We start from the raw sequence: 21,396 nt of genomic DNA, 5'->3' as shown, positions 1-21,396 counted from the left end.
GTGGTCCTACTCCATCGCGAATTCGCGGGCGAATGCCACATTGAACGAGAACGTCTTCGCGCGGCTGCGCGTCTCCATCATGTTGGCCACGCGCTCCAAGCGCTCGGTGATCGCCATGATCTTTTCCTGCGCCTTGCGACCTGCTTCGTTCAGCCCTTCAAGCTTGTCGATCGACCAGAACTTGATGAGGTCCTCGACGATGCGGATGTAATCGCGCGGGCCATAAATGCCGGCCCGACGAATCACGTCGGCCATTTCGCGGAAGTGCGGCATGCTGATGCCGGGCATGTCGATGCTCGGCATGATCAGCGCGGCCGATTCCAGGGCGCGGTTGGGATCACGCGCCAACACGCGCAGGAAGATCTCGCGGTAGAACACGTAGTGCCGCGCTTCTTCCTTGGCCACGTTCTGGAGCACGGTCCCGATGAGCGGCTCATACTGGCCGGCCAATTTTCCGGTGTTGGCGTGACTGACCTGGGTGGCGCGCTCCTGCAGCGACGTGTACACGAACACACGGTACGGATCCTTGTCCCAGGTGGGCTCGAAACCGGCCTTGAGATACTCGAACTGCATCCGCTCGAGCACCGGGTTGTCGAGAATCTTGCTATCGTGCGCGTAGTCATGGAGCACGGCCCCGTGCCGGTCTTCTTCGGCCGTCCACAGGTTGGTCCACTTCGCCCAGAACGTGTCGCCGCCCAGATAGGTGGCCAGCAGGCGATGGAAATGGGGGAGGCCTTCTTCGGTGAGCGTGTTGAGCGCTAGGGCGACGCGGGCCGGCATGCTGATGCCCTTCGCGCGCTCCCGGAGCTGCTTCACGAACGCGTCCGGGTCGGTATCCGGCTCAGGCGCCAGCAGTTCCGACGGGAACCACAGAATGCGCTTGGCTTCATGCGCGACCGTGAGGTCTGCGACGTCCTGCTCGAGGTCCGCGAGGACTTCGACTTTGGCGATGGTTTCGTTGTCGGGAAAGTACATAATCTGAAAGATATCCACGGAAGCGAGCGATGCCTACCGCAGGGGAAGTGATTTGGTCAGGAACACGTGGGGGGAGGGGGAAGTACCGCTGCGATGCCTGAAGCGGCGTGGGCCGACCTCGCTGGACCGTTCGTGCGCTGCTCCCGCCTGCCCTCACACGTTCCTGACCAGACAGCTTCCCCGGCGGAATCCATCGTTCACCACCGTGGTTAGATTCCGTGCTATGACGCCCCCTGCCAAAGGCAAGCCCAAGTACGACACCAAGCGCGCCTGGGCCGAGGCCCGTGCGCTGATCTGGGAACACCGCACGTCCGTGACCGTCGGACTCGTGCTGATGCTGGTGAGCCGCGCGGCCGGCTTCGTGTTGCCGTACTCGACCAAGATGGTGCTCGATGAGGTCCTGCCGAACCGCGATATCCAGCTGCTCGGCTACATCGCACTGGCCGGCCTCGCGGCCACCATCGTACAGTCGATCACCGGCTATGCCCTGTCGCAGGTCGTGAGTGTCGCCGCGCAGCAGGCCATCGCGCGGCTTCGTGAGGAGGTGCAGGGGCACCTCATTCGCCTGCCGGTGAAGTTTTTCGACAGCACAAAAAGTGGCGTGCTCGTCTCGCGCGTGATGAACGATCCCGAAGGCATCCGCAATCTCATCGGCACCGGGCTCATTCAGCTCACTGGTGGCATCGTGAGTGCAATCGCCGCGCTGGGCGTGCTCTTCTATCTCAACTGGCGCCTGACCGCAGCGACCATCGTGTTTCTGGCGATGTTCGGCGTGGTGATGTCGATCGCCTTCAAGCGTCTGCGGCCCATTTTTCGCGAGCGCAGCGTGATCACGGCCGAAGTGACGGGACGTCTCACCGAGACGCTGGGCGGTATCCGCCTGATCAAGGTGTACACGGCCGAAGAGCGTGAGAAGGAAGTGTTCGGGAAGGGCGTGCAGAAGCTGTTCGCGAACATCGCCAAGACCATTACCGGCACGTCGCTCACCGGCACGCTCGGCCTCGCCGTGGTGGGCGTGATTGGCCTGATCGCGATGTACGTGGGTGGACGCGACGTGATCAACGGTCAGATGACGGTGGGCAGTCTGATCACCTTCGTGTTCTTCATTGCGATGGTGACGATGCCGCTCATTCAGATTGCAAGCATCGGCACGCAGATCACCGAAGCCTTTGCCGGACTCGATCGCATTCGCGAACTCCGCGACATGCCCACCGAAGATCAGGAAGACGCGACCAAGACGGCGGTGCCGTCCGTCGTGGGACGCGTGGAGTTCGACCACGTGAGCTTCGAGTATGAGGAAGGCACGCCGGTGCTGAAGGACGTGTCGTTCACCGCCCCGGCCGGCACCACCACGGCGCTGGTGGGCTCGAGCGGCAGCGGCAAGAGCACGATGATCTCGCTCATCATGGCGTTTGCGCAGCCGCAGCAGGGACAGATCAAGGTGGACGGCACGCCGGTGTCCGAGCTCAAGCTGCGCGACTATCGTCGCCACCTGGGCGTGGTCATGCAGGACAACTTCCTGTTCGACGGCACGGTGATGGAGAACATCGCCTTCACCAAGCCCGGCGCTTCGAAGGAGGAAGTGATGGCGGTGGCCAAGATCGCCAACGCGCACGAGTTCATTCAGGGCTTCCCGCAGCAGTACGACACGATCGTCGGTGAGCGCGGCGTGAAGCTCTCGGGTGGTCAGCGCCAGCGCGTGGCAATCGCCCGCGCCATTCTGGCCGATCCGCGCGTGCTCATTCTCGACGAAGCCACGTCGTCGCTCGACTCGGAAAGCGAGCATCTCATTCAAGAAGGGCTCCGTCGCCTGCGCGCCGGCCGCACGACCTTCGTGATTGCGCACCGGCTCAGCACGATTACGAGCTCAGATCAGATCCTCGTGCTCGAGCACGGTCAGATCATCGAACGCGGTACGCATCAGCAGCTGCTGGCACTCGGCGGACGCTACCGTGACCTGTACAACCGGCAGTACCAGCTGGAGCAGGACCAGTTCATTAATCCTGGTGAAGAGATAGCGGCCACGGGCTGACGGCCGCGGTTGGGAACGGTCGATACCGCCGGGGACGCTGTTTGGACAGGAACGTGAATGGGGCGGGGGGAAGTACCGGTGCCGATGGTCCCGCGTGGCCGGCGTCCACCCCTCCCGGCATCGTAGCGGTACTTCCGCCTGCCTTCACACGTTCCTGACCAAACCGCTTCCGGTGGGGAATCCCGCCTTGGCCCCCGCGGTCGCCTTGGCCCCCGTGGTAGGTTATAGGGGCTACTCTGTGCCCTAATTACCCGCGCCCCGCTTACGTGACCGCTACGCCGTCGTTTTCTTCGCTGCAACTGCATCCGAGCCTCCAGAAGGGCCTCAAGGAGCTCGGTTTTGCCCGTCCTACCCCAATTCAGGCCGAAGCGATTCCGCCGGCTCTGGAGGGACGTGACGTCCTCGCCTGCGCGATGACGGGCAGCGGCAAAACGTATGCGTTCCTGCTCCCGATTCTCCATCACATCATGGAGAAGCCGCGTGGGATTACGCGGGCGCTGGTCATCACGCCCACGCGTGAACTGGCGGCGCAGATCGTCGAAAGCTTGAATGACGTAACCATTCACACGCCGCTCACGGGCGCGGCGGTATTCGGTGGCGTTGGCATGGGGCCGCAGGAACATGCGTTCCGCAGCGGCGCCGATGTCATCGTGGCCACGCCGGGTCGGTTGCTCGATCACTTCCGCATGCCGTACGCGAAGCTCGAACATCTCGAGTATCTCGTGCTCGACGAAGCGGATCGCATGCTCGACATGGGCTTCCTGCCCGAGATCAAGAAGGTGCTGCGTCATCTGCCGCAGAAGAAGCGGCAGACGTTGTTCTTCAGTGCCACGATGCCGGCGCCGATTGCGGCGCTCACGAAGGATCTGCTCACCAATCCGTTTACGCTCAACCTGCAGCGTCAGTCGGCTCCGGCCGTCGGCATCACGCAGGCCGTGTACCCGGTGGCGCAGGATCTCAAGAGTGGACTACTCGTCGCGCTGCTCAAGCGCGGTGACATGCCGCAGGCGCTGGTGTTCACGCGCACGAAGCACCGCGCGAATCGCTTGGCGTCGCAGCTCGTGTCGGCGGGCATCAAGGCCGAACGTATTCACGGCAACCGCTCGCAGTCGCAGCGTACGCAGGCCCTCGCCGGCTTCAAGGACGGCGAGTATCAGGTGCTGGTGGCCACCGATATCGCGGCCCGCGGTATCGACGTGGAAGCCCTCGGCCACGTGGTGAACTTTGATGTGCCGCTGGCCGCCGAGGATTACATCCACCGCGTGGGTCGTACGGCGCGTGCCGAAGCGACGGGTGAGGCGTTCACCTTCGTGTCGCCCGATGAAGAAGGCGATCTGAAGCAGATCGAGCGCGCGATCAAGAAAACGTTGCCGCGCGTGACCGTGCCCGATTTCGACTACAGCGCCAAGCCGCAGACCAAGCTGGAAGTGCCGTTGGCCGAGCGCATCGCGGAGATTCGCAAGAAGAAGGCGGAAGACCGCGCGCGTGCGGCGGCGAAGGTGGAGCGTCGCAGTGCCGCGCAGTCGGGCGGTGCACGACCGGCGGCGCCGGCGGGTGGCCGTCCGGCCGCTCCCGCCCGTAAGACGAGCGAATCGCGCGGCCCGTCTACCGGTTCGCGTGGTCCGTCGAGTAGTGGCGCGGGTGGCGCCGGCGGCGGTGCCTCAAAGAGCGGGGCGGCGGGCCGTGTCCGTCGGGGCCCGCATCGTGGTCAGGGCGGCAGCAGCGGTGGTGGCAGCGGTGGCGGTGCTGGTGGCTCCTCGCGCGGCGGCGGAGACAGCCCGTACGCGTGAGCGACGGCGTCGGGGATCCTGTCGGGGATCCCCTACGGGATCCGGCACGGTACCCTGTTCCGGCGCAGCAGCATCGCGTGGAGCAGGTGATCGATCGCAGCCGGTTCATCTGCACCGTGGCGCGGGTTCAGTCGAGTGAGGAGGCGCAGGCGTTCATCAAGGCGATGAACGCCGAGTTCCCCGACGCCACGCACAATTGCTGGGAGTACGTGGTCGGGGCGCCTGGCAGCACCGATCGCGTGGGCATGAGCGACGACGGCGAGCCCCACGGTACTGCCGGTCGGCCCATGCTGACGGTGCTGCTGCACAGCGGCGTTGGCGAAATCGCCGCGGTGGTGACCCGCTATTACGGCGGAACGAAGCTGGGCACTGGCGGCCTCGTGAAGGCCTACGGTAGCGTTGTCCAGGAGGCCTTGGCCCACATGCCGAGGGCCGAGCGTGTCGACACTGTCGATGTGACCGTACGCGTGGGCTACGGCGCGATCGGCGCATTGCAGCAGCTCTGGCTGGACTTCGAGGCCGAACTCCTTGAGCAGCGCTTTGAAGTGGACGCCGTGTTTTCGATTCGGGTGCCACGCATTCGTCTGTCTGCGATGGAGCATGCGATTCAGAATGCGACGCGCGGCACCGCCGTCTTTTTGCTGTCGGACATTTCATCACCCGGTACCCCATGAACAGAGATGCCGAACGACTGATTCGCGACAGCTGGCTGCGCGTAGTCCCCATTCGCCTCACGGCGGCGCAGCTGTTCTACGACCGCCTGTTTGAGATCGATCCGTCGGCCAAGGCACTGTTCGACGGGAAGCCCATGCACGTGCAGTACGAAAAGTTTGCACAGACCATCAACACGCTCGTGCAGATGCTCGACTTCCCGGCGAACATCATCGACGACCTTCAGGCACTGGCCCGCCGCCACGTGGGTTACGGTGTGAACCTTGAACAGTATGCGTCCGTCGGCGCGGCGCTTCTCTGGGCCCTCGAACGGGGCTTGGGCAGCGAATGGACGCCCGAGGTGAAGCGTGCCTGGGGAGAGTTGTACCTGTTCATCGAAGGGGTGATGAAGCGCGAAGTCAGCGGTAGCCCAACCAGGTAATCTCGCCCTACGACAGCCCCTCGATCGTGCCATCCGGGCGCACCTTCATGCGCTCGGCCGCCGGCGATTTCGACAAGCCCGGCATCGTCATGATGTCGCCGCACTTGGCCACCACGAATCCGGCGCCGGCCGAGCCGCTCACTTCCTGCACGGTCATGCGGAAGTTGGTCGGCACGCCAAGTTTCGACGCATCGTCCGAGAGTGAGTACTGCGTTTTCGCCATGCACACCGGCGTGTTGCCCAGGCCGTGTTGCTCGAGCCACGCAATCGACTTTTCCGCCGCCGGCGAGTAGTCCACGCCATCGGCACCGTACACTTTGGCGGCGATCGTTTCGATCTTCTCGCGGATCGGGCGTTCCGTGTCGTACAATGGACGGAAATTGGCCGACGTGGAGTCGAGTAGCGCCAACACTTCATGCGCCAACGCTTCGCCGCCGGCTCCGCCATTCGCCCACACGTCGCAGAGCGCCACGCGCACGCCGTATTTCGCGGCGTAGTCGGCCACCATCGCCAGCTCAGCGTCGGTATCCGACAACCGGCGATTGATCGCGACGACCACCGGCACGCCGAACTGCCGCACGTTGGTGATGTGATGCGCGAGATGCGGCAGCCCGCGTTCGAGGGCGCCGAGGTCTTCCTGATCGAGCATGTTCTTGGGCAGCCCGCCCTGCATCTTGAGTGAGCGCACCGTGGCCACCAGCACCGCCGCTTCGGGATTGAGTCCGCCGGCGCGGCACTTGATGTCGAAGAACTTTTCAGCGCCCAAGTCAGAGCCGAAGCCCGCTTCGGTGACCACGATATCAGCGAGCGCCAAGCCGGCGCGCGTAGCCACCAGGCTGTTGCAGCCGTGGGCGATGTTGCCGAACGGACCGGCATGCAGAATGGCCGGACCGCCTTCGAGCGTCTGCACCAGATTCGGACGCAGCGCGTCTTTCAGCAGCAATGACATCGCACCGGTGGCCTGCAAATCGCGCGCGCGAATGGGTGTGCGCTCTTTCCCGCTCGTGGTGCCCACGATGATGTTGCCGAGGCGCTGCTCGAGATCTTCCGCGTCGGAGGCCAACGCCACGATCGCCATGACTTCACTGGCGGGAATGATCACCCACCGTTCTTCGCGCATCACGCCGTTGCCGGCGCCCACACCGATGATGGCCTGACGCAATGCGCGGTCGTTCATGTCGATCGTGCGCGGCCAGGTGATGCGCTTGGTGTCGAGGCCGAGTGCATTGCCGTGATACAGGTGATTGTCGAGCATCGCCGAGAGCAGGCTGTGCGCGCTGGCGATGGCGTGGAAGTCACCGGTGAAGTGCAGGTTGATGTCGTCCATCGGCAGCACCTGCGCGTAGCCGCCGCCGGCCGCGCCACCCTTCACGCCGAACACCGGGCCGAGGCTCGGCTCACGCATGCAGAGCACGGCGTTGTGCCCGAGGCGACGGAACGCCTGGCTGAGGCCAACACTGACGGTACTCTTGCCCTCACCGGCCGGCGTCGGGCTGATCGCCGTGACCAGCACCAGTCTCCCCTTGGGCGGTTGCGAAGCCAGGGCAAGCGGCAGCTTGGCCTTGTAGCGTCCGTACTGATCGATGTCGTCGGCGCCGAGCCCGAGATCGGCCGCCACCGCGGTGATCGGGCGAAGACGCGCCTGCTGTGCGATCTCGATATCCGACGGGACGAACGGTTGGGTGGCGGTCATACGGCTCGGTTCATGAAGTGAAAATTGGTGCACGACGAGGGTACGGATGCTCCCGCATCGGCCGTTCCGGATGCATGTTGATGCATGCGCTACGCACACAGACCTGCCGATGGTAACACCCCCCGAAGATACTGCCGAATGTGGCAGTCGGCTCGCCGACTCGCCGACTCCGTGCGAGCGGCGCGCCCGATGGCGCCTGCCGCAATCCGTCAGAGGACTTCATGATCGTTTCCGTTTTCGGCGCCTCCGGGCGGACGGGTCACGCGTTTATTGCCAGCGCGACCAACGCCGGGATTTCGTTGCGGCTGCATTATCGGTCCAAGCCCTCGGAGCAGGTGCCGACGTCGTCTACCGTGGTAGTGGGATCGCTCAATGATCCGACGGCCGTGCGCGAAGTGTTGCGAGGCGCCGAGGCCGCCGTCGTACTGTTCGGTCCGCACAACGACGCGCGCATTCCGTTCTGCGCCGCGGCCACCAAGAACATCATCGCGGTCATGCACACCCAGTCGCAGCAGCGACTGCTGGTGGTCACCGGCGCAATGACCGGAGGCATGCCGTCCAATGTCTCGCTGTTCATGCGCTTCATGCGCAAAATCGTACAACGGTCGGCGCACGACGGCATGGTAGAAGATCGCAACGAGCAGGAACGCCTCGTGCGGAACAGCACGCTGGCCGGCTGGACGCTGATCAAGCCGCCGCGTCTTACCGACGACCCGGCCACTGACGCGGTGGAGATGGGCCCCGAGCTCTCGGTCGGGATGCGCAGCAGCATTTCCCGCGCCTCACTGGCCAACGCGTTGGTGCGCGAGATTCAGGAGCCGCGTTTCGCGCAGCAGGCTGTGTACGCGGCCAATCGCTGATCCACCGTGGAGAAGTTTCTCAACCCGATGTTCCTGTTCGACGCGATGTTCGTGTTCGGGTTCGGGATTCTGTGCTGTCTGTACGCGCTGTGGGACCTGCGCAAAGAGAATCGACTGGCCGAGGCGCGCAACGCGTCACTGCTCGTGACGCCCGCGAACATTCTCCAACTTTCTACCGACCATCTTATGTCTGACCAGCTACCGCAGGGCGTTCGCAAACAGAACTGGGATGATCTTCCCATCGAAGAGCTCATGCCGCTCATCGGTCGCCGTTTGATTTATAGCGAGAAGATGATGCTCGCGCACGTGTACCTGAAGAAGGGTGCCATCGTGCCGGCGCACGATCACATCAACGAGCAGTTCACCTACGTGCTCTCGGGAACGCTCCGCTTCTGGCTCGGCGAACACGCCGATGCACCGGGCGATGTGTACACCGATGTCGGCGCCGGTGATGTGCTGGTGATCCCGAGCAACGTGCGGCATCGCGCCGAGGCACTCGAAGACACACTCGACGTCGACATCTTCAATCCGCCGCGGCAGGATTGGATCGACAAAACCGACGATTACCTTCGCGGGACACGCTGATGGACCTCGGCATCGCGGGAAAAATCGCGCTGGTGTGCGGCGCGAGTCGCGGTATCGCGTTCGCGACGGCGGAAGAATTCGCGCGCGAAGGCTGCACGCTGGTGATCTGTTCGCGCGATGCCGCGTCGGTTGGCCGTGCGAAGGCGAAGCTCGAAGCGCTTGGCGCATCGGTCACGGCGATCGTGGCCGATCTGTCCACCGAGGCCGGCATGGCCGACGTGATCGCGCAGACGATGGCGGCGCATGGGCGTGTCGACATTCTGGTGGCCAACACCGGCGGTCCGCCAACGGGCGCGGCGATGTCGCACTCGTGGGAGGCGTGGACCGGCGCCAGTGAACTACTATTGCGCAGCGTGGTCGAACTCACGCGGGCGTTCGTCCCGGGCATGCGCGAGCGGAAGTGGGGACGGGTAGTGTCGATCACGTCACTCGCCGTGAAGCGTCCGCAGGGATCGCTGGTGCTCAGCAACAGTCTGCGCGCCGCCGTGACCGGATACCTGCGCACGTTGGCCGATGAAGTAGCGGGCGATGGCGTCACGGTGAACTCGGTGCTTCCGGGCTTCACCGCCACCGAGCGACTCGATGCGCTCGCCAGTGCCACGTCCACGCGCACCGGTCAGAGCCGCGAGTCGGTGTTCGATGCGTGGACGGCGGAAACACCGGTCGGCCGCCTCGGGCGTCCCGATGAGTTGGCTGCGGTGATAGCTTTCCTCTGTTCCGCGCGTGCCGGGTTCATGACCGGGCAGGCCGTGTTGGTGGATGGCGGCGCAGTGCGTTCGCTGCTGTAGCCCTCCCCTTTCTCCTTACCGCAGCGTTCCGACATGAGCCAAATTGCCGAGACCCAGTGGATCTGGCGCGATGGTGCGTTCATCCCGTGGGCGGATGCCACGATCCATGTACTGAGCCATTCCGTGCAGTTCGGCTCGAGCGCGTTCGAGGGCGTGCGTGCGTACAGCACGCCGCGTGGTCCGGCCATTTTTCGACTGCGCGAGCATCTCACGCGGCTGTTGATGTCGTGCAAGATCTATCGCATGGATGTGCCCTACACGATCGATCAATTAGTTGAGGCGTCGCGTGAGCTGATCGTGCGGAACGGTGTCGAGTCGTGCTATCTCCGCCCGATGGTGGTGCGTGGCTACGGTACAGCGGGCATGGTGCCGATCGGCGCGCCGATCGAGGTGTATCTGCCCTGCTGGCCGTGGGGCACGTACTTGGGCGCCGGCGCGCTCGAGAACGGTGTGGACGCCTGCATCTCGTCGTGGCATCGCGTGGAGCCGAACACGATTCCCGCGATGGCGAAGATCGCCGGCAACTACCTGAGCGGTCAGCTCATCAAGATGGAAGCGTTGGCCAACGGCTACGCCGAAGGCATCGCGCTGAGCCCGAGCGGCATGGTGAGCGAAGGCTCGGGGCAGAACGTGTTTTTGGTGTCGGGCGGTACCATCGTGACCACGCCGCTCGACGGGACGATTTTGGGCGGCATCACGCGTGACACGATCATGACGCTGGCGCGCGAGGCGGGGATTCCGGTGCGCGAAGCGCATATCCCGCGCGAGATGCTGTACATGGCCGACGAAGTGTTCTTCACCGGCACGGCGGCGGAGATCACGCCGGTACGCAGCATCGACAAGATCACGATCGGCGCCGGCAAGCCGGGACCGGTGAGCACGCTGATGCAGACGCAGTATCTCGATATCGTGCATGGTCGTGTACCCGACACGCACGGATGGCTGACGCACTGCCGCGACTGATTCAGCGGATGTGAACAACGAGAGCGCACGCGACGTCGGTGTCGCGTGCGCTCTCGTGTTACATGGTGGGGCTTCGTCGTCCCGCCACGAGATGCAGCAGCGCGAGCAGCACGACCGCGCCGATGCCGGCGGTGAAAATCACACCCGGGACGCCGGGAAACGGTGGTGCAATCTCGAGTTCTCGAAACAGCAGACCACTCGCGAATGCGCCGAGGATGCCGACGATCATGTCGCCGAACAGACCCACGCCACCGACGATCAGCGACGCCAGCACGCCGGCGCCAAGTCCCACGAACAGCCACGTCAGAAGATCCATTGTGCGGTCCCGATGCGAGAACGGTTCACTGTCTATCATTTCGAACACAGGAAGGTTGTAGTGGGTGACCTCATTCGTGCAAACGAGCTCGACCAATGGCGTTGACATCGACCATGTACGCTTTCGAGATCGCGCTCGCCAATGTCGATCGTGGCGTGTACGAGTCACTCGAATTCCGGATGGCCATGCACCCGTCAGAATCGCCGGAATACTTCGTGGCCCGGCTCCTCGCCTACTGCCTCGAATACACGGAGGGCATCGCATTCTCCCGCGGCATTTCCGACCCCGATGAGCCGCCGCTCAGTGTGCGAGACCTGACTGGCAGCCTGAAGGTGTGGATCGAGCTTGGGGCGCCCGACGCGGCGCGCCTGCATAAGGCCAGCAAGGCCGCCCCGCGGGTGGCGGTGTACACGCATCGCGATCCGGCGCAGCTCTGGCGGCAGTGGGAAGGGGAGAAGATCCATCGTGCCGAGCAAATCGAGCTGTACGCGCTCGATCGCGAGCTCATCGACGCCGTCGCCGAGAAGCTCGACCGTCGCATGAAGCTCGAGCTGTCGGTCACGGATGGCACGATTTTCGTGAACGTGGCGGGCACGACTTTGAGTGGTACGGTGGAAAAACTCTCCGTCCGTGGCGTCTGACGGCAGCCGGGTCGTACCGGTTCACAGTTGCGAGCGGAACAGCGCCGCCGCGTGCTCGACCAACTTCTCATACCACGGACGGGTTCTCCATTCCTCGAGCGTGATACGCCGGGAGCGCGCGCGGTCCGCCTCAAAATCGGCGATCTGCGTCGCGGCGAACTCCCGGTCATAGACGTTCAGATTCGCTTCGTCGTTCAGACGGAACGACCGATTGTCGAAGTTGGTGGAGCCTACCGACGTCCACACACTGTCGACAATCATGATCTTGCAGTGGTACATGGTCGGCATGAACTCGTAGATGATCACGCCTGCTTCGAGCATGCTACCCCACCGTGCGCGTGAAGCCCGTCGCGTCATTTCGGTGTCGACATGGGGGCCCGGCACGACGATCTCGATGTGCACGCCCCGCCGACGCGCCGCGACAATCGTTTCGATGGAGAGATCGTCGGGCACGAAGTACGCGGCCGCAATCCGCACGCTTTTCTGGGCACTCGCGATCGAGAGCAGATACATGAGCCGCACGCTTTCGCTTCCCTCACCCGGGTCACTGCGAAACATTTGCGCCGTGACATCGCCTACAGGCTCGAGCTTCGGAAAATAGTGCTCGCCATGGAGTACGTCTCCCGTCGTTTTCATCCAGTTGTCGGTGAACGCCGCCTGCATCTGCGCGACCACGGGACCGGTCACTCTGTAGTGCGAGTCGCGCCAGTGCTCGGCGTCCTGCGCTTGCCCTTGCCACGGGTCGGCGATGCCAACGCCGCCCGTAAAGCCGATCTGTCCATCGACCACTAGCAGCTTGCGGTGCGTGCGGTTGTTCATGCGCGCCAACGTATACCACCGTGGCGGATGGTAGCGCTTCACCATGACGCCCGTACTGTTCAGCCGCTCAAGAAGCTCTGGCTCCATTTTGGTACTGCCGACCCAGTCGAGCAATACGTGCACCTTCACCCCATTCGCGGCCCGTTCGGCCAGCGCGTCAGCAAACTGACGTCCGATATCCCCTGACCAGTAGATAAACGTCTCGAACGTGATCGTATGCTTGGCCGTGCGGATCGCCTCGAGCATGGCGGGGAAGATCTGTTCGCCATTGACCAGCGGCACCACGTGATTGCCATCGACGAGCGCGGGGCCCAGCAGGCTCCCCATGGCCCGGCGGAACTGCGCGTCACCGGTGCCGTACTGCGGCTCGATTCGGCGCTTCATCTTTTTCTCGCTCGACGTGAGATTCAGCACGACGAGGGTAGCCAGAACGGTCAGCAGCACCGTGACGAAGATTGTCAATTTGACGTGTCGCTGGACAAGGCCCATGGGGACTGGTGAAGGAGTTTCCTGTGTCCTACGCACAATGAGTGCCCAACCTCGGATCGCCGGGGGTTCAGGCGCGTTCACGCATGAGTCGGGAGCCGAATGCTGGAGTCGATCGTGTTGAGTTGGAGCGGTGGGAAGGACAGCAGCCTCGCTCTGCAGATGCTGCGGGCCGATCCCACGGTAGAGGTGGTGGCGTTACTGACCAGTGTCACGGCCGCATACGAGCGCGTCAGTATTCACGGCGTGCGACGGGTCCTGCTCGAGGCACAAGCGGCCTCGTTGGGACTGCCGCTGGTGGAGATCAGGTTGCAGCCCGCATGCAGCAATGCCGACTACGAGGCCGCGTTCCAGCAGGGATTGGCCACGATCCGGGAGCGGTTTCCGGCGGCGACCGAGATCGCATTCGGTGATCTGTTCCTGCAGGACGTGCGCGCGTATCGGGAACAGGCGTTGGTCGGCAGCGGCTTCACGCCCCGATTTCCGCTTTGGGGCACGCCTACCGCGGCGTTGGCCGAACGCTTCGTCGGCGACGGCTTCGTCGCACATCTGGTCTGTGTCGACACGCAGCAGCTCGATGCGTCCTTCGCCGGACGCCGCTACGACGACGCCCTGCTGGCCGACCTGCCACCGGCGGTCGATCCCTGCGGCGAGCGCGGCGAGTTTCACACGTTCGTGTCCGACGGTCCGATCTTCGCGCAGCCCATTGCGTGCGATGTGGGCCCCGTCGTGCTTCGGGACGAACGGTTCGCTTTTTGTGATCTGCTGGCGCGATAACCGCGGTCCCGGGGCTACATTCCCGACCATGCGACTGACGATTTCCGCGACACTTCGTGGATGGATGCTTGGGGTGTTGGCGTCCGCCATTCCGCTGGTCTCCGGCTGCGCGTCCCTTAAGCGTCCGCCGACCACCGTCGACGCGATTCAGCGCGACGCGATCACCATCAACGCCGAACATCGGGCACTGCGCGACACCGTGATCGAACGGTTGGTACGCCGCGCCGTGAAGCGTGGTGATCGCACGGTGGATGTGCTGATGCTCTCCGGCGGCGGTCAGAACGGCGCGTTCGGCGCGGGCTTCCTGCGCGGGTGGCTGCAGCGCTCCGCTGATTCCATGCCCCGCTTCGATCTCGTGACAGGGATCAGCACGGGCGCGCTCCAGGCACCATACGCCCTGCTGGGCACGCGCAGTGCGATCGATACGATTACCTCGCTCTACTCCCGCGCGGCCGAGAGCTTTGCGCCGTCACTCGATTGGTGGTTCTGGATTCGCCCCACGGGCGGTCTGGTGAATACCAAACGCTTCGACCGAACCATCGCGCAGACGTTCGACGGCCCGCTGCGCGACGAACTGCGCGCGGCCTTCGCGAACGATCAACAGCTGGTGTTCGGGACCACCGACTTCGATCTCGGCATCGGTCGCGCCTGGTCGATGGGCGAAGAGCTCGGAAGCAGCCGCGAATCGGTGGAACGCACGCAGCAGCTGCTGAAGGGCGCGACGGCGATTCCCGGCATCTTTCCGCCGGTGATGATCGATGGCCACCTGCAGTCCGACGGCGGCGTGATCGAGAACATCCTCCCGCTGCTCGCCTTCGACGACTACACGCGCCTGGGACAGCGCCTGCAGGCCCGCGGCCTCACGGATGTCTCCGTGCGCGTGTGGGTGATCATGAACCTGTGGACACACGGTGAGCCAAAGGTCATCAAGCCGTCGTCGCGACGCTCGATCAGCAGTCGTTCCACCTCCTTACTCTTCTACGCACATCAGCCGGCCACACTCACCGCGCTCGACAATCTCGCCCGCGCCGTCAGCGCTGGCGTGCCGGGTGTGCGTATGCAAGTGAAGGTGGCCGCGATTCCCAGCGCGGAGTCGGTGTTTCCTGGCGCAAGCGCGCTGTTCGAGCGTCGCTTCATGCAGCGCCTCGATTCGCTGGGCTTTGCCAAGGCGCAAAGTGCCGCCCCATGGGATTCGCTGCCGTTAAACGCCTTTACCCGCCCCGACGTCCCTCCCCGTTTGCGTTAGGATACGGCCATCACGTCCGCTTCGATCGAATCACCAAGCCCCGCCGTGCATGACGAGGCCGCGCTCGATGTCGTGCGCGCCGAACCGTTGTGTGCCGAAACGCCGGTACGGTTGCTCACGGCGCCGATCACACCGGCACCGAGTGTGTACGTGCGCAGCAACTTCGCGCTGCCGCCCCTCGACGCGACGCATGTGATCGAGGTCGGTGGCGCGGTGCGATCGCCGTTCGTGGTGTCGTTGGCCGAGCTGGCCGCGCTCCCGCAACGGCATGTCACGGTCACGATGGAATGCGCCGGGAACGGCCGTCTTGGGATGGACCCGGTACCGACTGGTGAGCCGTGGCGTTTTGGCGCCGTGAGCACGACCACGTGGTCGGGTGTCTCGTTGCGCACGCTGCTGGAGCGCGCCGGCCTCGAGCTGGATGTGGTCGAGATCCTCGGGCACGGCGCCGATGCCGGGCCCCGTGACGATGCCGATGGCGAGGTGCGCTTCGCCCGGTCGCTGCCGATCGCCGACGCGATGCATCCGGACACGCTCGTAGCCACGCACATGGCGGGCGAGCCGCTGTCGTATGACCACGGCGCACCCGTGCGGTTGATTGTGCCGGGATGGTACGGCATGGCCAGCGTGAAGTGGCTCGCTCGCCTCGAGGCGATCACCACGCCGTTCACGGGCTACTTCCAGCAGCAACGCTACGTGTACGAGGTGGACGGCGCGGTGGAACCGGTGCGCCGGGCACGCGTGAAGTCGATGATCACGTCGCCGATCGACGGCGGATCGTGCGGTCGTGCCGTGCTCGTGCAAGGGTGGGCGTGGTCCGGTGCCGGCCCGATCGCGCGGGTGGAGCTGGCGGTGAATGATGCGCCGATCTGGATCGAGGCGGCGTTGGGCACGCCAGTGTCGGCCTACGCGTGGACGCCGTTCGAAGCGGAGCTCGTGCTACCGGGCGCGGGCGCCGCGACGATCCGCAGTCGCGCGACGGATATGGCGGGGAATACACAGCCGGAACGGATTCCGTGGAATCGACTGGGATACGGGAACAATGGGATACGCACGGTCGCGGTGGTGGTGACTGCTGAACGGCGCTAGGAGTTAACGGCGCTAGGAATTAGGGGCGCTGAAACGACAAAGCGGAGGGGCGCGTGCGCCCCTCCGCTTTGTCGTTTCGTGTAGTTAGTAGCCTTGCAACTTCACGGCTGGGCTGAGGCGATAGACTGCGCCGAGGGGGGTGGCGATCGGGGTTTCGTTCACCGCTCTGCACTCATTCGTCACCGTGCACTTCGTATTGCCGGGTGAGCAAGTGCCGGTGTTGAAGTTGATTGTGCCGGAGACGGCTTGGGTGGGGACGATCGTGAACACGATCTTAGAGCCGTTGCCCGAGGTCACGGGGCTGCTGAAGAAGAAATTCGCTTCCTTCTGCTCCGAGTTGTTTCCGCGAAGGAAGACCTGCGACACCTGCGAGCTCTTCACGGCCCCTTGCTGGACTCCCAATCGGTCGTACACACGCGCGTCGACGCGCAGGCTGTACGGGGTGAGCGCGTTGGCGCTGCCGGTGATCGAGAAATAGAACTTGGCGTTGGTCACTGCCTTGTTCGATCCATCGACGCGCACCACGTACTGACTGATCGGATCCTTCTGATTGCCCACGGCGCACGACACGATCGGCGTGCTGGTCGTCGTGCCGGTTGCCGTGAAGATCTTGAAGCGTGATTCGTTTTCCGTGGGTGTGGCATCGAGGCTGGCCAGCATCTCGTTCGTGCCCGACTGCAGCTGCCAGGTGGCCGAACCAAGACCAGCGCTGTTGGTGGGATTCACCAGCGGGGTCACCGTCGCCGAGTTGTTGCTGGGAGAGAAGTACACGGTCTGCCCGACTACGACGTTGCCATACGTATCCTTCACGATCACCGATGGCGCGACAGTGCCCGTCGCAGCGCCAAGCACCGTGCCGACGAGGGCGGACTGGTTGTTGCCCGCATTGATCGTAAGCGACGCCGCTGAGGCGGAGCCGATACCGAAGACGCCGGTGTCGGCGAACAGGGTGCCGGCGGTGAAGCGAAGCTGCTGCGTCGTACCGGCTTTCTGAATCGACAGATTGCTGAAGGTCGCGACGCCGGCCACGGTCGCTATGCTCATGGTGCCGAACAACGGTCCACCCTGCAGGACACTGGCCACGATCGCGCCGCTGTAGCCCTCCACCGTGCGGTTGTTCTCACCGATCACACGTACCGTCGCCGACGGGAGTGCGGAGCCTGCGGTGTAGGTGGTACCGGCAACTGGCCCACCACTGATTTCCACGCCGGTCGGACCCGTTGCGGTGGCCGTGAACGTGCTCGCCGCGGGTACGAAGACCACGCCGTTGACCGCATCACCGCCGGTGGTCGGCGTGGCGGTGGCGCTGTTGTTGCCCGTGATCGTGCCGAGACGCCAGTCGGAGCTCGAGGCTACGCCGACGCTGTTGGATGACGTCGCGGCCGGAGTGATACTGCCGCCGCCGCTCGTGATCGCGAAGTGCACCGGAATGTTCGACAGCAACTTGCCATTCGGCGTGCTGAGCGTGAGCGCCGGCGACGGGATGACGAGCGAGCCGATCGGCGCGCTCGTACCGGCGACGTTTGGCGTCACGTTGATGCGCGGATCGACCGGACCGATCGGGCTGAACTCGAGCAGCGTACCACCGATGCCGCTGGCACCCGGTCCGAGGGCGTACAACATCTTCGGCAACAGCATCGCGAGCAAGCGATCACCGAGCGATGTTGGCGCGTTGCTGACCACGAGGTCGCCGCAACTAAGAAAATCGATCGGCACTTCGTTCAATAACTCGAACCCAGTGCCACCGATATTGTGGCCGAGCACGAGGCGATCGAGCACCGGATCGGGCGTGTTTACGTCGATGGAACCGCACACCGCCGCGATGATCTCAGACGAAAAGGTGTTCGACGGATACTTGCTGAACTCATACACGACGGGATACTTGTCCAGATTCGTGTTCAGCGTGTCCGCCGAGGGCACGATTGAGATCAGCGAGGTCGCGTCGACATTCGCGCCCGAGAGTCGGATGCCGGCGTGACCGTCATCAGTCACCAGCGTGCGCGTGAGGTCGGTGGGATACACGACCCACGCGTTGGTCGATTGCGGCAGCGTCGCATTGATGCCGGCAAAGCAGAAGAGCGCGCGGCCCAGACGCTCCGAGTTCGCGTTGACCGGTAGCTTGTTCTGCTTCTGCTTCGTGATGATGAAGTCGATCAGGTCCCAGGTCTTTGAGACGACGAGCGCCAGATTACCTGCGGCCTTCTGCTTCTGGATGTTGCTCCACTTGCCCAGCGCGGCGTTGGCATCGGGTGAACCCGCACCAAATACCGCTTCGATCAAGCCCGTGATTTCGCTGGGCGAGATATCCGTGCAGGGAATTGCATTCGGATCGAGGTTGAACCGCGGCGTTTCCTGTATGTCAGGGGCGGTAGTGCCGCGGTCCGAACACGCGGCCAGCAAAACGACGGCATAAGTACTAAAAGCTACAAGAATTCTGCGCATGAACTTAGCCCTCCGAGGCACGATGCGATGTCACGCAACGGATACGCGCTCGCGTATCGGCAACGTGACACGGCACACATCATCGGACAAGACTGCGCGTTACCACCGGTCAACGCAAATGAACATTGTGTCACAAATTCGCAACGGTAGAGCTCTCGTGAGGAAGCACGTAGCACGCACGCACCATCTACATAGATGAGCTCGCCGGTCTTACGGCGCAGCACCCACGAGCTTCTGATACGCCCGCGACTGCGCGATCGGTTTGAACCACCAGCCGGGATCGTTCGCGTAGGCGGCACGGCGCTCATCGTTACGCGAGAAATACACGTTGAGCGCACTCACCGCCGCCGAAGTATCGGCGAGGATCGTGTGTACGAACGCGGCGCGTAGCATGAGGTCACGCTTGGGATCAACTTCGGCGTCGCCCTGAGAACGTTGCACGACCTTGCGCGCGCTGTCGGCCATGCCGGCGCGGGCGAGCACGGCCGCGACCAGCAGATCGCTCGCCAGGCGCTGCACCGTTTGCTGCGGCTTCGGCGAACGCAGGACCACGGAGTCGGCCAAGGCCCACGCCTTCACCGCGGCCGCCGCGTCGGCGGGCCGTGAGCGCGTGGTGAGCAGCTGCAGTTGGCATCGCGCCGCGTTGGCCGATGTGGGGAAGCGGCGCCTCGTCTGCTCGCACCACGCGATCGCGTCCGGATCGATATTGTTCAGATCGTACGACGACGCGAACAGGCGGCTCAGCACGACGTCGGCGTTCGACAGAAACGCGTCGGCCTCAAGGGCGCGCTTGGCCGCCATGTTCACGTCGACGTTCGTCTTGGTGCGGTAGTATAGGTGCGACAAGGTGGCGAACGCGCCAGCCTGCAGGGGATTGGCCTGCGTGGCGGTTTCGAGATCGGCCTGTGCCGAGTCCACCATTTCGAGCGCCTTCTTCTGGTCGGGCTCTAGCCCGACCAGCACCGTGAAGTAGCGCAGGTTACCGCGCACCTCGAGTGCATCGGGGTTGCTGGGCGTGCGCTGCAGCGCGCGCTCGGCGAACACGAGTCCCGAATCGATCCATGTGCGCGCGGCTGGTGGATCGCCCTGCAGGATCCGGGAACGACGGTACGCCAGATTCGCGCGAAGCACCGACGGCTCGCCCCACTTGGCATCCATGCCCTCGGCCAGCACCAGCAACGAGTCCGCGGTGCCGAACGCGCGCGCCAAGCCTGCCGCATCGCCGCTCTTGAGCGCCGCTTCACCCGCACGCCGCTCCACTTCGGCGCGTTGCACGAGCTCCCAGGCGTCGGCGTTGCTGGTGGCGTCGCGCTGTTCGCGCACCTTCACCTGCCGACCCAACTCTTCGCGAATGAGGATCGTGACCCGCGAGGCCAGTGAGTCGCGCAGCGCAAGCGCGTTCGACGCACTGCCCGTGATCTTCGCACTCTTTCGCACGAAATCGCCGGCGCCGTCAACGAGACGGATATTCACCAGCAGCTTGTCGCCGTCCTTCGAAACATCACCGCGTACCAGCGTCGCGACATCGAGCACTTTGGCGATGCTATCATTCGGTGATGTCGAGCCGCGAAACGTTTCCACGCCTCCACGCGATACGACGTTGACGCCCGTCACGCCCGTGAGTGAAGCAATCAGCGATTCCGTGAGACCGTCGGCGAGATAACCTAACTCGTGCTGGCTTGACACATCATCGAAGTAGAGCACGGCAATGCGATCGGCGGCGAGTCCGTCCTTTTTGAGCGCAACGGATCCGCTACCGCCAAACTTCCAAAATGCGCCGCCGCCCGCGAGCACCGCGAGGAGCAGACCACCGACTAGCGCAGGTTGCTTGAACCACGGTGTTTTCGGCGGCTCGGGCGGCGGCGTCGGAATACGACGCATCGTGGTGAAGCGATCCACCCGACGCATCGCGGTCTCGCCCATGGGCGTGCCGAGAATCGCGGCAAACTCCGTCGCGGTGCGCGGCCGGTCGGCGGGCGACTTCTCCATTGCCGCATAGATCGCTTCTTCGACTTCGTCCGGCACCGCCTGTCGCACGATCCGGATGCTCGGCACGGTATCCATCGCGTGCCTGGCCATGATCGCCATGGCGTTTCGGCCGGTGAACGGCGGATCGCCCGAGAGCATTTCGTACAGCACGCAGCCTAAACTATAGATGTCGGCGGCCGGCCCGACTTTCTCGCCTGTTGACTGCTCCGGGCTCATGTAAACCGGTGTGCCCACGGCCATGCCCGTCTGCGTCAACTTCTGTGCATCTCCTTCAGTGGCCGCGCGCGCGATGCCGAAATCGGCCACCAACGCGTGTCCGCTCTCGAGCAGCAGAATATTTTCTGGCTTCACGTCGCGATGCACGACTTCCTGCGCGTGCGCATAGCCGAGGGCATCCGCGACCTCCCGGATGATGCGCACCGCTTCGGCGACTGGCAGCTGCCCTTCGCGACTCAATCGATCACGCACCGATTCGCCCTTCACGAACGGCATCACGTAGTACAAGAGGCCGTTGGCGTTTCCCGACTCGTAACAGCCCAGAATGTGCGGATGCTGCAGCCGTGACGCGATCTTGATTTCGCGTTCAAAGCGATCGGCACCGATCGTCGCGGAAAGGTCGGGGTTGAGCACCTTGATCGCGACCTCGCGATCCTCGCGCAGGTCGTGCGCAAGGTACACGGTCGCCATGCCACCGCGCCCGAGTTCCCGCTCTACCCGATATAAGCCATCCAGATGACTCTGGAGTGTTTCGAGAATGTCAGCCACTGTTGAAACGAGAGGATACGGCGTTACCGATTCATCGACACTATCGG

18 protein-coding genes are annotated in these 21,396 nt (G+C 64.0%); 12 read left to right on the top strand and 6 right to left on the bottom strand.

The window, feature by feature from the left end:
- Positions 1-6: 6 nt before the first annotated feature.
- Positions 7-975, bottom strand: a complete 969-nt coding sequence (locus RMP10_RS03925; RefSeq protein WP_310569123.1) for an acyl-ACP desaturase — start codon at positions 973-975, stop codon at positions 7-9.
- A gap of 223 nt (positions 976-1,198) precedes the next feature.
- On the opposite strand from RMP10_RS03925, the gene RMP10_RS03920 reads away from it, so the two are divergent.
- The 4 genes from RMP10_RS03920 to RMP10_RS03905 all read left to right on the top strand — a co-directional run bounded on the left by RMP10_RS03920 (position 1,199) and on the right by RMP10_RS03905 (position 5,890).
- The gene (locus RMP10_RS03920) at positions 1,199-3,007 is read left to right on the top strand and encodes an ABC transporter ATP-binding protein (protein ID WP_310569122.1); all 1,809 of its coding nucleotides are present in this window, start codon (positions 1,199-1,201) and stop codon (positions 3,005-3,007) included.
- A 266-nt stretch (positions 3,008-3,273) separates the two neighbouring features.
- The gene (locus tag RMP10_RS03915; RefSeq protein ID WP_310569121.1) at positions 3,274-4,797 is read left to right on the top strand and encodes a DEAD/DEAH box helicase; all 1,524 of its coding nucleotides are present in this window, start codon (positions 3,274-3,276) and stop codon (positions 4,795-4,797) included.
- Complete coding sequence (locus RMP10_RS03910; RefSeq protein WP_310569120.1) at positions 4,794-5,471, top strand: YigZ family protein; 678 nt, start codon at positions 4,794-4,796, stop codon at positions 5,469-5,471. The genes RMP10_RS03915 and RMP10_RS03910 overlap by 4 nt, the downstream gene beginning before the upstream one ends.
- The gene (locus RMP10_RS03905) at positions 5,468-5,890 is read left to right on the top strand and encodes a globin family protein (protein WP_310569119.1); all 423 of its coding nucleotides are present in this window, start codon (positions 5,468-5,470) and stop codon (positions 5,888-5,890) included. The genes RMP10_RS03910 and RMP10_RS03905 overlap by 4 nt, the downstream gene beginning before the upstream one ends.
- Positions 5,891-5,897: 7 nt before the next feature.
- On the opposite strand, the gene RMP10_RS03900 is transcribed toward RMP10_RS03905, so the two are convergent.
- Positions 5,898-7,583: a formate--tetrahydrofolate ligase gene (locus RMP10_RS03900; protein ID WP_310569118.1), complete on the bottom strand. Its 1,686-nt coding sequence runs from the start codon at positions 7,581-7,583 to the stop codon at positions 5,898-5,900.
- Between the two features lie 221 nt (positions 7,584-7,804).
- On the opposite strand from RMP10_RS03900, the gene RMP10_RS03895 reads away from it, so the two are divergent.
- From RMP10_RS03895 to RMP10_RS03880, 4 genes are read left to right on the top strand one after another with little or no spacing between them, the layout of a single operon-like run.
- Positions 7,805-8,443 (top strand): NAD(P)H-binding protein, encoded by a 639-nt coding sequence (locus RMP10_RS03895; RefSeq protein WP_310569117.1) that lies wholly within the window; start codon positions 7,805-7,807, stop codon positions 8,441-8,443.
- A gap of 6 nt (positions 8,444-8,449) precedes the next feature.
- Entirely contained in the window at positions 8,450-9,028 is a 579-nt protein-coding gene (locus tag RMP10_RS03890) for a cupin domain-containing protein (RefSeq protein ID WP_310569116.1), read from the top strand.
- Entirely contained in the window at positions 9,028-9,816 is a 789-nt protein-coding gene (locus RMP10_RS03885) for an SDR family oxidoreductase (protein WP_309672863.1), read from the top strand. The genes RMP10_RS03890 and RMP10_RS03885 overlap by 1 nt, the downstream gene beginning before the upstream one ends.
- 33 nt (positions 9,817-9,849) lie before the next feature.
- On the top strand, positions 9,850-10,779 hold the full coding sequence (locus tag RMP10_RS03880) for a branched-chain amino acid transaminase (RefSeq protein WP_309672864.1): 930 nt from the start codon (positions 9,850-9,852) through the stop codon (positions 10,777-10,779).
- Positions 10,780-10,837: 58 nt separating this feature from the next.
- Here the strand turns inward: RMP10_RS03880 and RMP10_RS03875 are convergent, their stop codons facing one another.
- Entirely contained in the window at positions 10,838-11,095 is a 258-nt protein-coding gene (locus RMP10_RS03875; protein WP_309672865.1) for a GlsB/YeaQ/YmgE family stress response membrane protein, read from the bottom strand.
- A gap of 95 nt (positions 11,096-11,190) precedes the next feature.
- Between RMP10_RS03875 and RMP10_RS03870 the strand changes: the two genes are divergently transcribed.
- The gene (locus RMP10_RS03870) at positions 11,191-11,736 is read left to right on the top strand and encodes a YaeQ family protein (protein ID WP_309672866.1); all 546 of its coding nucleotides are present in this window, start codon (positions 11,191-11,193) and stop codon (positions 11,734-11,736) included.
- 21 nt (positions 11,737-11,757) lie between these two features.
- Here the strand turns inward: RMP10_RS03870 and cls are convergent, their stop codons facing one another.
- On the bottom strand, positions 11,758-13,044 hold the full coding sequence (gene cls, locus RMP10_RS03865; RefSeq protein ID WP_345785773.1) for a cardiolipin synthase: 1,287 nt from the start codon (positions 13,042-13,044) through the stop codon (positions 11,758-11,760).
- 99 nt (positions 13,045-13,143) lie between these two features.
- Between cls and RMP10_RS03860 the strand changes: the two genes are divergently transcribed.
- From RMP10_RS03860 to RMP10_RS03850, 3 genes are read left to right on the top strand one after another with little or no spacing between them, the layout of a single operon-like run.
- Positions 13,144-13,818: a hypothetical protein gene (locus tag RMP10_RS03860; protein ID WP_310569114.1), complete on the top strand. Its 675-nt coding sequence runs from the start codon at positions 13,144-13,146 to the stop codon at positions 13,816-13,818.
- A gap of 28 nt (positions 13,819-13,846) precedes the next feature.
- A complete protein-coding gene (locus tag RMP10_RS03855) occupies positions 13,847-15,064 on the top strand; it encodes a patatin-like phospholipase family protein (RefSeq protein WP_310569113.1) in 1,218 nt (405 codons plus the stop codon).
- A gap of 45 nt (positions 15,065-15,109) precedes the next feature.
- Positions 15,110-16,153 (top strand): sulfite oxidase, encoded by a 1,044-nt coding sequence (locus tag RMP10_RS03850; RefSeq protein ID WP_310569112.1) that lies wholly within the window; start codon positions 15,110-15,112, stop codon positions 16,151-16,153.
- A gap of 84 nt (positions 16,154-16,237) precedes the next feature.
- On the opposite strand, the gene RMP10_RS03845 is transcribed toward RMP10_RS03850, so the two are convergent.
- Positions 16,238-18,595, bottom strand: coding sequence for a hypothetical protein (locus RMP10_RS03845; RefSeq protein ID WP_310569111.1), 2,358 nt, complete (start codon positions 18,593-18,595; stop codon positions 16,238-16,240).
- Positions 18,596-18,805: 210 nt separating this feature from the next.
- On the bottom strand, positions 18,806-21,349 hold the full coding sequence (locus RMP10_RS03840; RefSeq protein ID WP_310569110.1) for a serine/threonine-protein kinase: 2,544 nt from the start codon (positions 21,347-21,349) through the stop codon (positions 18,806-18,808).
- Positions 21,350-21,396: the final 47 nt, after the last annotated feature.

Source organism: Gemmatimonas sp., assembly GCF_031426495.1.
In the GTDB taxonomy this organism is placed as follows: domain Bacteria; phylum Gemmatimonadota; class Gemmatimonadetes; order Gemmatimonadales; family Gemmatimonadaceae; genus Gemmatimonas.
The sequence above is the reverse complement of the archived record's forward strand: the minus strand, read 5'-3'. Positions and strand labels throughout refer to the sequence as shown.

Excerpts from the sequence above, each read along its gene's own strand:
- RMP10_RS03925 (WP_310569123.1), bottom strand. The coding sequence starts at position 975 with ATGTACTTTCCCGACAACGAAACCATCGCCAAAGTCGAAGTCCTCGCG.
- RMP10_RS03920 (WP_310569122.1), top strand. The coding sequence starts at position 1,199 with ATGACGCCCCCTGCCAAAGGCAAGCCCAAGTACGACACCAAGCGCGCC.
- RMP10_RS03905 (WP_310569119.1), top strand. The coding sequence starts at position 5,468 with ATGAACAGAGATGCCGAACGACTGATTCGCGACAGCTGGCTGCGCGTA.
- RMP10_RS03900 (WP_310569118.1), bottom strand. The coding sequence starts at position 7,583 with ATGACCGCCACCCAACCGTTCGTCCCGTCGGATATCGAGATCGCACAG.
- RMP10_RS03895 (WP_310569117.1), top strand. The coding sequence starts at position 7,805 with ATGATCGTTTCCGTTTTCGGCGCCTCCGGGCGGACGGGTCACGCGTTT.
- RMP10_RS03885 (WP_309672863.1), top strand. The coding sequence starts at position 9,028 with ATGGACCTCGGCATCGCGGGAAAAATCGCGCTGGTGTGCGGCGCGAGT.
- RMP10_RS03880 (WP_309672864.1), top strand. The coding sequence starts at position 9,850 with ATGAGCCAAATTGCCGAGACCCAGTGGATCTGGCGCGATGGTGCGTTC.
- RMP10_RS03875 (WP_309672865.1), bottom strand. The coding sequence starts at position 11,095 with ATGGATCTTCTGACGTGGCTGTTCGTGGGACTTGGCGCCGGCGTGCTG.
- RMP10_RS03870 (WP_309672866.1), top strand. The coding sequence starts at position 11,191 with ATGGCGTTGACATCGACCATGTACGCTTTCGAGATCGCGCTCGCCAAT.
- cls (WP_345785773.1), bottom strand. The coding sequence starts at position 13,044 with ATGGGCCTTGTCCAGCGACACGTCAAATTGACAATCTTCGTCACGGTG.
- RMP10_RS03860 (WP_310569114.1), top strand. The coding sequence starts at position 13,144 with ATGCTGGAGTCGATCGTGTTGAGTTGGAGCGGTGGGAAGGACAGCAGC.
- RMP10_RS03855 (WP_310569113.1), top strand. The coding sequence starts at position 13,847 with ATGCGACTGACGATTTCCGCGACACTTCGTGGATGGATGCTTGGGGTG.
- RMP10_RS03845 (WP_310569111.1), bottom strand. The coding sequence starts at position 18,595 with ATGCGCAGAATTCTTGTAGCTTTTAGTACTTATGCCGTCGTTTTGCTG.